15 protein-coding genes and 1 riboswitch are annotated in these 14,298 nt (G+C 52.2%); of the genes, 8 read left to right on the top strand and 7 right to left on the bottom strand.

Annotated elements, in window-relative coordinates:
- Window positions 1-100: 100 nt before the first annotated feature.
- Together RBT11_08025 and RBT11_08030 are read left to right on the top strand one after the other, a co-directional pair.
- A complete protein-coding gene (locus tag RBT11_08025) occupies window positions 101-346 on the top strand; it encodes a hypothetical protein (GenBank protein MDX9786708.1) in 246 nt (81 codons plus the stop codon).
- A complete protein-coding gene (locus RBT11_08030) occupies window positions 307-2,001 on the top strand; it encodes an AarF/UbiB family protein (GenBank protein ID MDX9786709.1) in 1,695 nt (564 codons plus the stop codon). The genes RBT11_08025 and RBT11_08030 overlap by 40 nt, the downstream gene beginning before the upstream one ends.
- 23 nt (window positions 2,002-2,024) lie before the next feature.
- Here the strand turns inward: RBT11_08030 and RBT11_08035 are convergent, their stop codons facing one another.
- Complete coding sequence (locus RBT11_08035) at window positions 2,025-2,540, bottom strand: cob(I)yrinic acid a,c-diamide adenosyltransferase (GenBank protein MDX9786710.1); 516 nt, start codon at window positions 2,538-2,540, stop codon at window positions 2,025-2,027.
- Between the two features lie 321 nt (window positions 2,541-2,861).
- On the opposite strand from RBT11_08035, the gene RBT11_08040 reads away from it, so the two are divergent.
- Window positions 2,862-3,647, top strand: coding sequence for an AMP nucleosidase (locus RBT11_08040; protein MDX9786711.1), 786 nt, complete (start codon window positions 2,862-2,864; stop codon window positions 3,645-3,647).
- Between the two features lie 40 nt (window positions 3,648-3,687).
- Here the strand turns inward: RBT11_08040 and RBT11_08045 are convergent, their stop codons facing one another.
- Entirely contained in the window at window positions 3,688-4,152 is a 465-nt protein-coding gene (locus tag RBT11_08045) for a response regulator (GenBank protein MDX9786712.1), read from the bottom strand.
- Between the two features lie 506 nt (window positions 4,153-4,658).
- Here RBT11_08045 and RBT11_08050 point away from each other — a divergent pair.
- Window positions 4,659-5,114 carry a hypothetical protein gene (locus tag RBT11_08050; GenBank protein MDX9786713.1) on the top strand — a complete coding sequence of 152 codons (456 nt, stop codon included), beginning with the start codon at window positions 4,659-4,661 and terminating at the stop codon, window positions 5,112-5,114.
- Between the two features lie 83 nt (window positions 5,115-5,197).
- Here RBT11_08050 and RBT11_08055 read toward each other — a convergent pair whose 3' ends face one another.
- The 4 genes from RBT11_08055 to RBT11_08070 are packed head-to-tail and all read right to left on the bottom strand — an operon-like array spanning window position 5,198 to window position 8,435.
- The gene (locus tag RBT11_08055; GenBank protein MDX9786714.1) at window positions 5,198-5,725 is read right to left on the bottom strand and encodes a gamma carbonic anhydrase family protein; all 528 of its coding nucleotides are present in this window, start codon (window positions 5,723-5,725) and stop codon (window positions 5,198-5,200) included.
- A gap of 50 nt (window positions 5,726-5,775) precedes the next feature.
- Window positions 5,776-6,642 carry a metal ABC transporter permease gene (locus tag RBT11_08060; protein MDX9786715.1) on the bottom strand — a complete coding sequence of 289 codons (867 nt, stop codon included), beginning with the start codon at window positions 6,640-6,642 and terminating at the stop codon, window positions 5,776-5,778.
- Entirely contained in the window at window positions 6,635-7,456 is an 822-nt protein-coding gene (locus RBT11_08065) for a metal ABC transporter ATP-binding protein (GenBank protein ID MDX9786716.1), read from the bottom strand. Before RBT11_08065 ends, RBT11_08060 begins: the two co-directional genes overlap by 8 nt.
- Window positions 7,443-8,435, bottom strand: a complete 993-nt coding sequence (locus RBT11_08070) for a zinc ABC transporter substrate-binding protein (GenBank protein MDX9786717.1) — start codon at window positions 8,433-8,435, stop codon at window positions 7,443-7,445. Before RBT11_08070 ends, RBT11_08065 begins: the two co-directional genes overlap by 14 nt.
- A 266-nt stretch (window positions 8,436-8,701) precedes the next feature.
- On the opposite strand from RBT11_08070, the gene RBT11_08075 reads away from it, so the two are divergent.
- From RBT11_08075 to RBT11_08090, 4 genes are all read left to right on the top strand, one after another.
- Window positions 8,702-9,073: a transcriptional repressor gene (locus RBT11_08075; GenBank protein MDX9786718.1), complete on the top strand. Its 372-nt coding sequence runs from the start codon at window positions 8,702-8,704 to the stop codon at window positions 9,071-9,073.
- Between the two features lie 78 nt (window positions 9,074-9,151).
- Window positions 9,152-10,795, top strand: coding sequence for a phosphoglucomutase (alpha-D-glucose-1,6-bisphosphate-dependent) (pgm, locus tag RBT11_08080; protein MDX9786719.1), 1,644 nt, complete (start codon window positions 9,152-9,154; stop codon window positions 10,793-10,795).
- 39 nt (window positions 10,796-10,834) lie between these two features.
- Window positions 10,835-11,026: riboswitch (cobalamin riboswitch) on the top strand.
- Window positions 11,027-11,361: 335 nt separating this feature from the next.
- The gene (locus RBT11_08085; protein MDX9786720.1) at window positions 11,362-11,532 is read left to right on the top strand and encodes a hypothetical protein; all 171 of its coding nucleotides are present in this window, start codon (window positions 11,362-11,364) and stop codon (window positions 11,530-11,532) included.
- A gap of 67 nt (window positions 11,533-11,599) precedes the next feature.
- Window positions 11,600-12,055 carry a hypothetical protein gene (locus RBT11_08090; GenBank protein ID MDX9786721.1) on the top strand — a complete coding sequence of 152 codons (456 nt, stop codon included), beginning with the start codon at window positions 11,600-11,602 and terminating at the stop codon, window positions 12,053-12,055.
- An 87-nt stretch (window positions 12,056-12,142) separates the two neighbouring features.
- Here RBT11_08090 and RBT11_08095 read toward each other — a convergent pair whose 3' ends face one another.
- Window positions 12,143-14,290, bottom strand: coding sequence for a DNA translocase FtsK 4TM domain-containing protein (locus RBT11_08095; protein MDX9786722.1), 2,148 nt, complete (start codon window positions 14,288-14,290; stop codon window positions 12,143-12,145).
- Window positions 14,291-14,298: the final 8 nt, after the last annotated feature.

Consider the following 14,298-nt stretch of genomic DNA (forward strand, 5'->3'; position numbering starts at 1 on the left):
CATGCCCCGGTCATGTTGACACCCATTCTTGTTTGCGCCATATTGTGTGTCACCATTCTATTCCGGTCACAAATACCCATCGTCTTCAGAAGGAGATCCTATGAAAAACGGCAAGTGCCCCAAATGCGGTTCTGTTGAAATATTTGCGGCCAAGGAGTTGCCGCTTAAAAGCGGACCTTTCGGCAGCAATGCCATTCCCGTCAGTCTGACCTCAATAGCAGCTCTGGACAACTATGTTTGTGTGGCTTGCGGTCTGGTGGAACGATATGTGGCGGATGAAGAAAAACTGAAGGAGATTGCCAAAAAATGGAAGCCGGTTATGGCCAAACAAGATACCGGCGCCTGAGCGGTATTCTTCATTTCGGAACCATCTCGCGTATTCTGATCAAGCACGGACTGGGTGAAGTGGTTGGCCGTCTGTTTGGCGCCAAGCGGGGTAAGGCCAAATCGGGCCTTCCGGACCCCGTGCGCATGCGCCGCGCCCTGGAAGATCTGGGGCCCAGCTTCATCAAGCTGGGGCAACTGATGAGCACCCGCGCAGATGTGTTCCCACCCGAATATATTGATGAATTGAGCAAATTGCAGGACCGCGTGCCGCCGGTGCCGTTTGCGGAAATTCAGCAATTAATCGAAACGGAATTAAAGCAGCCGCTGAATCAGCTCTTTGAAAATATTGATACAACCGCATTGGCTGCCGCCTCGGTGGCCCAGGTCCATTCGGCCCATCTGAAGAGCGGTGAAAAGGTGGCCGTTAAGGTCATTCGGCCGGGCATTGAAAAACGGATTCGAAACGACATTCGGTTGATGTATTATTTCGCCGCCAGGCTTGAAAAAAGATTCGATCTCGGTCGGGTGCTGGGGCTTGTCAATCTGGTCAAAGAGTTTGAGCGCACTATCTTCCGTGAGTTGGACATGCTCATCGAGGCTGGGAATATCGAGCGGTTCACCCAAAGCTTCAAGGACATCGCAGAAATATACATTCCCAAGGTGTATTGGCAATATACGTCCAAGTCGGTGCTGGTCATGGAGCACATTGACGGGATCAAGATGGATCAAGTGGCTGAAATCAAACGACATGGCATCGATCCCAAAGAGGTCGCCATGATCGGCCTGCGCTCGTTTTCACGTCAATTGATGGTCGCCGGTATCTTTCACGCGGACCCCCATCCGGGCAATACCATCGTCATGTATGACGGCCGGGTGGGTCTGGTGGACTTCGGTATCGTGGGTTACCTCGACGAGGAGACCATGTTGCAGATCGCCCATCTGTTTTTGGGGTATGCGGAGCATGATTACGACATGGTGATGGAAGCCTTTGAGGCAGCCGGCCTCATTCACGCCGAGACCATGGATTTAAAGCGTTTTCGCATCGATCTCAAAGAGATGAGCGAACCGTTCTACGGCCGATCCCTAAAAACCATATCGGCCAAGGATGTTTATGATCAGGTCATGCGCCTGGTCTTTAAATACCGCATTCACATGCCGCGTAACCTGCTTCTGCTGCTCAAGACCTTCATTCAGACCGAATCGTTGGGCAAGATTTTGGAGTCGGACGCCAGCTTGCTGGAAGTCACCCGCCCCTATGCCAAAAAGCTTCTTGAACAGGGGTATGAAGCGCAAAAGCTGCTTAAAACCCTCGGCCGGGATATCAAAGACACCGGCAGTTTGTTGCGCATGATGCCCAGATTCACCCACGATATCTTTAAAGGCCTTGCCAAGGGAATGCCGGCCGTGGAGTTGAAACACGGCGGTATGGATTCGGCTTCCAAGAAATTTGAGAGCGGTCTGAACCGACTGACGCTGGGGCTGGTGATCTCGGCTTCCCTGATCGCCGCCTCTTTGATTCTCAACGCTTCCAAAACATTAATGACGTTTGAATTCGAGTGGTTCGGCCTTCATCGGATATCCGTCACTGAGATACTGGGTATGGGCGGCTACCTCATTGCCACCTTCCTGGGGCTGTGGCTGGTGTTCTCCATTATTCGATCCGGAAAGCTGTAGCATCGGTTTACGGGTGAGGGGAATTACTTTTCAATCCCGACGCGGGCCGCAACGCCATTTTCGTAATAATGCTTAACGGCTCGCATTTCGGTGACCAGATCGGCCAATGCGATAATGCGATCCGTGGCGCCACGCCCCGTAATCACCAATTCGATTTCCGAAGGTTTGGTAAGAATCAGCGTCTCAAGTTCATTCTCCGAAATGAGCCCGCACCTTACAGCGACATTGGCCTCTTCAAGTATGACGACTTGAAATTGTCCGGAAGCGATCACTTCCCGAATTCGCATCAGGCCCTTTTGGGAAAGCGCCATATCCTCCGGGTCGGGCTTGCCGCGCAAAAACCGGCCCTGGCCGAATTGCTCCACCATAATCAAATCGGAAAAACGGGACAATGCCTTGATCTCGCTATAATCTCCTTTTTTCATAAATTGCCCGATATAGACCTTGAATCCGGCGCCGGCCGCCCGAATGGCCAACCCCAACGCGGCCGTCGTTTTGCCTTTGCCGTCCCCGGTATAGACTTGTACAAATCCTTGCATGATGATTTCTCCTCGCTTTGTCTCATTTTTTTTCGGTGATAATAGCGATAATTGCATTTTGTTTCAAATGCAAATAATGAATTGCCCTGATCGTCAACAATGGGCGAGCGATTGCCCTGTCTTTTGGACGACAAATAGTTGACAACTGATTCATAAACGGGGCAATTGATGGGGGCAACCTTATCCTGCCGGACTTGACCGGGTATTCAGCGTCTTTTTATATATTCCGGTTTTTCCCGGAAGGCTAGCTTGAGAAGGCTTTTGAGCATGGGAGAGGCCGCTTTTAGCTGATGTCTTTGCAACGACTTGATGGGAGGAACGATGGGGCTTAAGGAACATGAGTACATTCGTCAGACACTGGAGCGCTATACCAACTGTAAGCTGGAAGAGTTTTGCGGTCATGTGCTGATCACCAATTTCCGCCAGTACATCAAGGCCTTTTCCGAGCGTACCGGGGGTGAAATTCACGAGGGCAATTTTAGAATCGTCAATGCCCCCGAGATGGACTGCACCATGATTGATTTCGGCATCGGCTCCCCCCAGGCGGCGCTGGTGATCAACGGCTTGGCCTATCTTGATAACCTGAAATCGGTGATCATGCTCGGCATGTGCGGCGGCATTGATGATATTCTGAAAGTGGGTGATTTTGTGGTGCCATCGGCCGCGATTCGGGGAGAGGGGACCAGCCGCCATTATCTGCCCACGGAATTTCCGGCGCTTCCGGCAATGAGTGTGAACCTGCTATGCCTCGGAGCTGTCAAGGCCCGAAAGATCAGTCCCCGTTGCGGCATCGTGTATACTACGGACCGGCGCTTATGGGAGTTCGACGAACCCTTTGTTGAATTTCTCAGGACACAGCGGATTCTGGCCATTGAAATGGAACTGGCCACACTGTTTTCCGTGGCATATCGGTATGAGGTGCCCATCGGATCGATCATGCTGGTCTCGGATATGCCCCTGCAGCGCCGTGGCATCAAGGACAAGAAACTGCACGATGAAATTTACAACAATTACATGAGTACCCATCTGGACATTGCCCTGGATGCGGTGTCCAATCTCAAAGCCCGATGGCCGGAGGTGGAGCGACAACTGCGTAGCGAGTGGTAACCCGTTTTTTTTTTGCGGGCCCCCTTGCGGGCGGTTTTCTTTACGTGCCCAATATGTCGGATATCAGCTTGTTGCGTTCTCGTGTGGAAAGATAGGGGGTCATGCGGACATTGAGGATTTTATCCTCTCGTTCTTTTTTCCTCGCTGCCGCTTGGGTTGCCTTTGAAATGAGATCATTTAACTTGCTCGGTTTTGTCAGATAATCAAAGGCGCCGCATTTAAACGCTTCGACGACGGAATTTACCGTGGGATGGCCTGTTAGGATGACGACTTCCACGAGGGGGTGCTTTTTCTTTAATATGCTAAGCGTTTGAATGCCATCGAGATCAGGCAGTTGAAGATCGAGAAATACAATGTCAATGGTGTTGGTTTCTTCCAGACGGTTCAGTGCCGTCATTCCGGAAAAAACACAGTCTACCGTGAATCCCCTTTCCCGCAGGCGTTGGGCAATTGTTTCAATAAATGGCTTATTGTTATCGACAAAAAGAATGTTAATCGAGGTCATAATCGCCTCCATAGAGTGAATCGGAAAACGTAGCCTGTGCCCAAACACTTTTCGTGCCCTTTATCCCGATATTTTTGCCGGTTCGATAGGTTGGCTGCTTCATTGGTTTGGAACAGGCGTTAAGTCACCCCGTGATGAGATCCAAAGTTCAAGATCAAGGCGCGCCAATTTAGAAAACGATGCGCAGCTATGTCACACCACCATGGCGAGGAAATCTGTCTACCGTCGATATTGGATTTTTATGAAGTCGTCAAATAGAGGATGTTTTTAATTGACAATAAGCGAGGCGCTATTAGAATATTGATTATTCCATCCCAAATATTTGGGGTCGTTCCATTGAATCGTCTTGAACTCGGTTGCGGCGGTTTTTTCGTCCATTTCATAAACCGGGCGAATATGACTTGCCAGTTTTCATGGCACAGGCATTCCCGCAACAAGAACCATCTGATTCAAGATGATCGAAAAATTTCATTTCATATTCAACTACTTGAAAAGGAGAAAGCGAGATGAAAAAATCAAATGTTGTCGCATTTTGGGGGTTCACGTTGGCTTTTGCATTGGTGATGGCCGTATCGTATCAGGGAATTTCGAATGCTGCGGATGCGACGGTCATTAAGATTTGGGATTTTTCTGTGAAAACCGAGGCAACGGCCGCCGGCACCAGTTTAAAAATCGATCCGCAAGTCGTAAAGATTCCCAAGGATGGAATTGTGGTATGGGTGAACACAGCATATTTTTCAGAGGTGAAGGTGATCTTTGAGGAAGCCAAGAGATGCGCAGACTTGGTCAGCAATCCCAGAGACTTCGTTACGAATACGGAAAGTAACTGCTTTGTAACCACTTTTATGCCTTATGGGGCCACCAGTTCTTTGGTTTTTCCGGAACCTGGGGTATTTAAATACAAGGTGCAATCCCAAGATGGGGCGTTGACGACGGAAGGCACCATTGAAGTGGCGAAGTGATTACGACCGAACCACCGCTCTTCAAAAGCATCAAGTCCGATTTGTCATGCAAAAGGAGGGGGATGGAGCCTGCTTTATCGTGCTCAGTCGACGATTGGTTTCATCCCCTTTTCCAGATATTCTTTTGCCAGATCGATATAGATCTGTTTGCCCCAGTTCCAGACTTTCTCATCTTTCGCGCTGACTTTCCGAACGATCTGCGCCGGATTGCCGGCGGCAACGACCCTTGGCGGAATGATTTGGTTCATTTTTACCACGCAGCCCTCGGCGATAATGGCACCATCTCCGATTTCCGACCAGATGGAGAGAATGGCGTTCATGCCGATTACCGCTCGATCGCCGATAAAGTTGCCGTGAATGACGGCGCCGTGTCCGAGCGTAACGACAGCACCGATTCGGTTTGTTTTGCCGGGAGGCGCGTGTATAATGACGCCTTCCTCCACCGCTGTGCCGTCACCGATTTCGATTTGGCCATAGTCGCCTCTTAGAATAGCGCCGTGCCCGATATAGCAATTATCGCCAATGGACACATTCCCGATGACCATGGCCAGCTCACTGATATAGGTATCTTTCCCAAAGGTGGGACGGTTACCGTTAAATTCATACCGCATGCAGAATCCTTTCTAAAAAGTCATGAGTGAAGTTCACCTTTGCAGGGGGTTCATCCGACATTCTCTCCCCTGATCAAAGAGATGGCGGCGCTTGCCAAGAACCAAAGGCAGGCAACGAGAATGATGGTCGCCCCGGTGGCCGTGCCGGCCCATTGCTGAGCGGATATCAGAAGGCCGGCCACCGCGGACGATATGCTGATCAGCAGGGCCCACCAAAACATGGCGCCGGCCGAACGCGCCAGATTGCGGGCGCCTGCAGCCGGAACAATGAGCAGGGCGGTTACCAGCAGCACACCCACCGCCCACACCGAGAACATAACGATCAGTGCCAGCAATGCGGAAAAGCCGTATTGAAAAGCGGCGACGTGAACGCGGTGCGCCTTGGCCAGGGTGGGGTTGATGCCGATATACAACAGACGATTATAGCTGTAGGCGTGAAAGACCATGAGCGCCAGAAATATAATCATCAGCCAGAGAATTTCGCTGTTGCTGATGGTTAAAATATCTCCATATAAAAAGCGTTGTAGATCGCGCGCTACCGAGCGGTCCCGGCTCACCACGGCCAGACCGAAGGCGATCACGGCTGAAAAGAAAACGCCGATAATGGTGTCGGATGACAGATTGCTGTGCCGCTGCACGGCCATAATGCTGAGCCCGACCAGCAACCCGAAAATCGGCATGGTCCAGTGGGGATTGACCGAAAAAATGAGCCCGAGGGCAACGCCGGCAAATGCCGAATGGCTGATCGCATCCGAGAAAAACGACATGCGAAAGTTAACGACTTGAACCCCCATGACGGCTGCCAACGGCGCGAGCAGCACCAGTCCTACAAGGGCTTGCTGCATGAACCGGGCGTGAAGGCAATCAAACGGCAACAGTTGTGCGACCAGATCATAGAGGAGGGATAGATCAAGCATCGCGATCCTCATGACAGCAAGGCGCCGTGCAGGTTGCACGGCCGTCCGGCATGGAGCGTGAATCCACGAGCCCCATGTGCATACCGAAAATAGCGGTCAGATTGGCGTTGGTCAGCGTTTCCCGGGGCGGGCCTTCAGCGGCGACTTTTCGGTTCAGGCAGATGACATGGGTGGCGTGGTGGGTCACTGTGGCCAGGTCATGACTGACCATTAATTGCGTAAAGCCCCGGGACTTTCGAAGCCCGTCCAGTAATTCGCAGAAAACATGTTCACCCTGAAAATCCACGCCTGAGGCAGGTTCGTCCAGCACCAGCAACTCGGGCGTCTGCTGCAGGGCAAGCGCAAGAAGCACGCGCTGCATTTCGCCGCCGGAAAGCGCACCCAGCCGGCGCTCGGCTAAATGCGCCGCTTTTACCGAAGAAAGTGTTTCCATGGCGATAGACTTCAGTTCCCTGCGAATCCCGAACCACAGCGGCTTTTTCTGAATGCCCAGAACGAGAAATTCGGCGACCGTAAGGGGCATTCCCCGGTCAAACGTTAGTCGTTGGGGAACATACCCGATGCGTGAGCAGCCGCCGCTGACATTACACGCCGTAAATATTCTGCCCTTGTAAGGAATTTCGCCGAGCAGGGCCAGCAACAGGGTGGTTTTACCGGCGCCGTTGGGCCCGACAATGGCCGTGCATCCGCCCAGGGGCACTGTGGCACTCACACCGTCCAGAATGGACACGTTGCCGCGCGAAACGGTCACGTCCTCAAATCGAATGGCCACATTCGACGGGGTTTCAATGAGATCCGGATTACCTGATGCCAAGTGTGTTCCCCAGTGCCGTTATATTTTGGCGCATGATGGTTTCATAATAATCCAACGGCGCATGATTTGGCCCGTTGGCGGCCGGATCCAGGGTCGCAAAGGCAATGCCTGTTTCCCGGGCGATGGTGCGACTGATGTTCGCTGGATATTGGGGTTCCGTGAAAACGGCGCCGGCCCTTTCGCGTTTGATTGTTTCGACGAGCTCAAGCATTTCGGCCGCTGACGGCTCTTGTCCGGCATGGGGTTGCACTGCGGCAACGATTTGAAGCCCCATGTCCCGGGCCAGATAATCGAACACGCCGTGCTGGGTTACAATTCGATTGTTCACCAATTTCTTGCCGAGTGCGGCAAAATTTTCGGCCAGTTGGTTCATTTTATCAGCGTACGCCCTTGCGTTGGTGGTATAAAGGGTCGTCCCGCCTGGGTCTATTTCGCAAAGCGCTTCGGCGATGTTTATTGCCAACCGTGCTGCCATGCGCGGGCTGGCGAACAGGTGCGGATTTACGCCGCCGGATTTGTGGTGACTGTATGCGTGCTGCTTGTCGGAATCAAGCGCTTCTGAATGCCCGGTTTCATCGGTGCCATATCCGTGCTCTGCGTTTTTGTAAGGAAGGGTTTCTGTAATTCCGGCGGAACTGTCGATGATTTTCAAATTCCTGCCGGCTTTTTCCAAAAGTGATTCCAGAAACTCCTCCATCCCGAGCCCATTGATAATGAGCACATCGGTTCCGGCGAGTTGTCGCAGGTCCTGCGGCGTCAGGACATAATCATGCGGGCAGCCTAGCTGGGCCGGAATCAAAAGCGCCGTTTCAACGGTATGACTTCCCGCGACAAGGTTGCGGGTGATTTGATGAACCGGAAATGTGCTGGCCATCACTTTGAGTTTTTCCGGGGCGGCCGCAGCATCGGTAAATCCAGCGGCAAGTATCAGGCAGCAACAGACCATTGCCATGCGCCACCATTCAAGATCTCTTTTCATCGATGCGGATTCCTTTTCAGCGGACAGTGTGCGCGCTATTGCAAATGCATTTGCATTATAGTCCGTGTTTTTCTTCTGTCAAGAGTTGAGAACTCAGTAGCCCCGAATGCGGCACGGACTGCGATGAAGGTTAATTAAAAATATTATCAGAATATTGGATAATACGATGCCTATGCGTCGGATTTCAATGGGGAAGCGCTTTAACGCAAAATGGTTTGCATTAAGGCGTCGCATTGGCTATGTTGTGACAAAACGAGGCACGGCAAATGAAACGAATAACAACCCAAAGAACCGCCATAGAACAAGTCTTTCTGCAACAAGACCGGCCATTGGGGATTGAAGAAATCCTTGATAAAGGGCGCTCCATTGTCAGTTCCCTGAACCAGGCCACGGTTTATCGCAATCTCAAGCTTCTGGTCGAAAACGGGTGGCTTACGCAGATCAGCCATCCCGGCCTCGGCGTGTTGTATGAAAGAAGCGGAAAAGCGCATCATCATCACTTCCACTGTCATGCCTGCAACCGTGTTTTTGAACTTCCCGGGTGCGCCCTGAACGAGCGAGAGGCCGTCCCCGATGGGTTCGTGGTGGAAGATCACGAGGTATTCCTGTCCGGGGTTTGCCCGTCTTGTGCGAGGTAAAGGCGCGTATTGGTTTTGACCCGCACCCCGCATTGCCGGATTCGGATTTTTTGCGGTATTTTTTAAAAGGAGAGAATTTTGAGCAACCATCCAGAAGCGGGAAAACCGGCCGAGCCGGGTATGCTGATCGATATTCCCCGCTTGATTACGGCTTATTATACGGAAAATCCCGATCCTTCAATCCCTGCCCAGCGTGTCAGCTTTGGTACTTCCGGGCATCGGGGGTCATCCTTTAAAAAATCGTTTAACGAAGCCCACATTCTGGCAATGAGCCAGGCTATCTGCGAGCACCGTGCTGCGCATCAAATTACCGGACCGCTTTTTATGGGGATGGATACTCATGGCTTGTCTACGCCTGCCTTTGCGAGCGCCATGGAGGTGCTGGCCGCCAATGACGTGACGGTCATGATCGCTCCGGATAACAGCTATACCCCGACACCCGCCATTTCGCATGCCATTCTGACCTATAACCGGAGCCGTAAAACCGGCCTCGCCGACGGGATTGTCATCACACCGTCGCACAACCCGCCGGAGGACGGCGGCTTTAAGTATAACCCTACCAACGGGGGTCCGGCCGGTAGCGATGTCACCACCCGGATCGAGGCAAGGGCCAACGAGCTGCTGAATAGGCTCCCCGGCGGCGTGAACCGGATGCCCTATGAGCGGGCCATGCGCGCCGAAACGACGCATCGCCATGACTATATGGATGCCTACACGCGCGACCTGAAACACGTCATCGACATGGATGTGATTCGTGACGCAAAGATCAGCATCGGCGTGGACCCGCTGGGCGGCGCCGGCGTGCAATACTGGGCGCCCATTGCCGAGCGATTCGGCCTGAACCTGGAGATTCTCTCAGTGGAGGTCGATCCGACCTTTCGGTTTATGACGTTGGATTGGGACGGCCGCATTCGCATGGACCCCTCTTCGCCCTATGCCATGCAGCGTCTGATCCGCCTCAAGGATCGTTTTGATATCAGCTGCGCCTGCGATACGGATCACGACCGGCACGGGATTGTGACCCGCAGTGCCGGGCTGCTGCCCTCCAATCATTATTTAGCCGTATGCATTTACTACCTGTTTCAGCATCGGCCCCGATGGCCGCAACACGCTGCCGTGGGCAAAACCCTTGTCAGCAGTCAGATGATTGATCGCGTGGCCGCCAAACTGGGCCGGTTCGTTTGGGAGGTGCCGGTGGGATTTAAGTGGTTTGTCGACGGCTTGCTCGACGGCACACTGGGGTTTGGCGGGGAAGAGAGCGCGGGGGCATCCTTTCTGAGGCAGGACGGTACGGTATGGTCAACGGATAAGGACGGCATTATCGCTTCATTGCTGGGGGCCGAGATCACGGCCCGAATGGGGCGTGATCCGGGAGAGGTGTATCGCGAACTGACCCGCCAATTCGGTGAACCGGTGTTCGAGCGCATGGATGCCCCGGCCTCACCGGCTGAAAAGACCAAGTTGTCCCGGCTATCGCCGTCTCAAATCCGGCGCAAAGATCTGGCCGGCGAACCCATTCAGGCAACACTTACGCATGCGCCGGGCAACGGCGCGGCCATCGGCGGCCTCAAGGTGGTGGCGCAAAACGGCTGGTTTGCCGCTCGCCCGTCCGGAACCGAGGATATTTACAAAATTTACGCGGAAAGTTTTCAGGGAGTGGATCACTTGCGACGCATACAAGAAGAGGCGCAAGCCATGGTCACGGAGGTCCTCTCAGCTTAATTTTTCTGTTTTTTTCTTGACTCCGTTTTCGTGTTTTGTTTTCATACAACGTATTCAGGTGCTCTGAAAGGAGCCGAAGAGGGAACCCCGTGTGAATCGGGGACGGGCCCGCCGCTGTATTCGGGGACGAAAGCAGCATGATGCCACTGATTTTTTTAAGAAGAATCGGGAAGGCGCTGCCGTTAGGTGAATCCGAAAGTCAGAAGACCTGCCTGAATGAAGAGCCGCTGTTTTCTCGTGGATAGAGGAAGGCTCACTGATTCAGCCGGAGAGAAAAGGGATATTCCGGATCGATAGAATGTCGATTCGGGTTTTTTTTGCTTACGCCGGCCTTTCTTTTCGCCCTTCATACCGGATACGGCCTATCGTCCAGGCCGGTTAAAAAGGCACGGATCAGATATAGTACAAGCGCCTTCCTCGCTTAAGCTGCGATTCACGGGATTATGGTGGAAATACTTTCGGCAGTCATGTTGGCATGCGTTGAAAAGACAGCCGCAGCGGATGCAATGCTGGTCCCGTGCTCGATTATGGCTTATTATATTAAATGATTTCGAAGGGGGGATAGGATGTACCTTTATTGGCGTATTCAGCAGGATTTAACTTGCCTTGGGGAAGTGATATACTTCCATGATCCATCTTTCATCCGGTCGTTGCGTGAATGGGTGAGGAAAAATTCAGGGGGAATTGCTATGGCCGAAGGGCTTGATTTGGCGGCAGCCGCCGCAAATTCAAATTAAGGACCGCGTAAAAAAACCCAAAGTCAATCCTTCGGCGCGGGCTCTCGGGTAGCCGGTTAAAGCACATATGGATTTTAGAAATATCAAAAAGTTGGAAAAATGGAAGCCGGGTGTTTCTAAAAGCGTGCTTTTGTTCATGGCGGGAATCATGTGGATGATGGTGGGCATTATGCTGAATAGCTTGGCCTATTCATGGTTGAGCGCCGGAAGGCAAAACCATGTCCTTGTCACGGTGGTTGTTGGATTTATATGTGGCCTTGTGATTCACCACTATGGATTTCTTCGCATCGTCGATCGAAATCTCGATCGAATTCTTCCAATGGAGGGGCGGCGGTGTCTTTTTTCATTTATGCCCTGGAAGAGTTATCTGCTTATCATGATAATGGTTGCGATCGGAATGTTGCTTCGGCATTCGCCGATTCCGAAATCATATCTATCCGTTTTATACATCGGAATTGGAACCGCTTTGATTTTTTCGAGCATTCGGTACTTGCGATACTTGATACGGGCGGTTAAAGGATAACGATAACCGGTTGACTCGGAGGGTGTTCAGGCGGCAATAGGTGGTGTTGCCGATAGTCTTTCATGCGGGTGTCCCTCGTTTTGAAGCTTAACTTTCATATCCCGGTACCAGCACTTCGCGTTGTTTGACGCCGTCCGAAGGTCCGACGACCCCTTCTTTTTCCATGACTTCGATGATGCGGGCTGCGCGATTGTACCCGATGCGAAGATGTCGCTGAATCATGGAGATGGACGCCTGCCGGGTTTTTGTCACCAGCGCCACGGCCTCGTCGTATTTTTCATCGAATTCGATTTCTTCATTACCGGTCGCATCTTCCTGACGGGCCTCGGTGACCTCCTGATCATATGAGGGGGCTGCCTGGCTTTTCAGAAACTCGGTGATTCGGGAGATTTCTTCCTCCGACAAATAGGCGCCATGAATTCTTTGAAGCTTTGCCGTGCCGGGTGGCAGAAACAGCATATCCCCCATGCCCAGCAGATGTTCCGCCCCGTTGCAGTCGATGATGGTTCGGGAATCGGTTTTGGATGAGACCTGAAACGTCAATCGGGTCGGGAAGTTGGCCTTGATGATGCCGGTCAGGACATCTACCGAGGGGCGTTGTGTCGCAAGGATCAAGTGAAGTCCGGCCGCTCGCGCCATTTGGGCCAGACGCATCAGCGAAACCTCCACATCACGGGAAGCGACCATCATCAGATCGGCCAACTCATCGATGATGATGACGATATAAGGGAGCTTGTTCGGCACGTCTTCTTTGCCCGCTTTTTTATCCTTGTCGATTTTCTGGTTGTATTGCAGAATATTCCGGGCTTTTTTTTCCGAGAGCAGCTTGTAGCGGTTCTCCATTTCCCGGACCGCCCAAAAAAGCGCATTGGTGGCCTTTTTGACATCGGTCACCACCGGGGTGATCAGGTGCGGAATGCCGTCATAGGTGGACAACTCAATGCGTTTGGGATCGACCATGATGAATTTGACTTCATCCGGCGTGGCTTTATACAGAAAACTGCATATCATGGTATTGAGTGCGACACTTTTCCCTGCGCCGGTTGCGCCGGCGATCAACAAATGGGGCATTTTATCGAGTTCCGCCGCAACGGGATTCCCGACGATATCTTTTCCCAGGCATAAGGTGAGAAAGGATTTGGATGAATCGAACGCTTCTGATACCAGGACTTCTTTGAAGCGGACCATCTGACGGTTTGCATTGGGAATTTCAATGCCGATAACCGATTTTCCGGGAATGGGTGCGACGATGCGAATGCTCATGGCCCGGAGCGCCAGGGCCAGGTCATCGGTCAGATTGACGATTTTGTTGATTTTAACGCCCGGCGCCGGCTCATATTCAAAGGTGGTGATCACCGGCCCCGGAATAACGGCGACGACCTTGCCGAGCACACCGAAATCTTCAAGCTTCTTTTCGACCAGCCGGGACTGCATCTCGAGGTTCTCACGGTTTGTTTCAATGGCCTGTGGCTCCGGATCCACGAGAAAATCGGTGGAAGGCAGTTGAAAGCCGTTATCTTCCCGCATGAAGCTGAAGACTTCCTGTTTCGGCTTCGGTATTTTTTTTGTCGCCGGCGAAGGCGGGGGCGGTGCCGTGATGTGTATCTGAATTTCTTTTTCCTTGGTCGGATTCTTTTTTACCTGTTTCTGATGCCGTTTCTTTTCCCGGCGAACTTTCCATTTGATAAGGATATCTTTGAGTAAAAGCAGTGACAAAGAATAATGCCGATGGCAGCGCAGGGCAAACGCGTGAATGGAAAAGCCGGTTGCCAGAATAAACCCTGCGATCCATACCAGTATCAAAATGAAAAAACCCCCGGTGGGATTCGCATAATGAATGAGGAGGGATTTGAGCGGAATGCCGATCAGTCCGCCGGAGGAGATCTTGGTGTTGAAGATTACATAATGGTCTTTTTGAAGGGCGAGCAGGCTTCCCGTGGTGACGGCCAACACGATGCCGCCGATGACGGTTAAAAGAATGCTTTTGCGCGGGTGTTTACTCAACAGATGAATGCTGGCCAGCATGAGTATCACGGGTATCCAGAAAGCGCCGATGCCGAAGAGCGAGATCAGAATGTCTGCGGAATAGGCGCCCAGTTTTCCGAAAAGATTATGGACCTGGTGGTCGGCCGTGGCGTTGTTGATGGAAGGATCCACGGGTGTGAAAGACAACAGGCTGATCAATGTGAAAATCACCAGGAAAAAAAGTAGAAGTCCGACAAGTTCCTTGCGCATGGCCTTAT

Source organism: Desulfobacterales bacterium (assembly GCA_034003325.1).
Lineage (GTDB): Bacteria > Desulfobacterota > Desulfobacteria > Desulfobacterales > JAFDDL01 > JAVEYW01.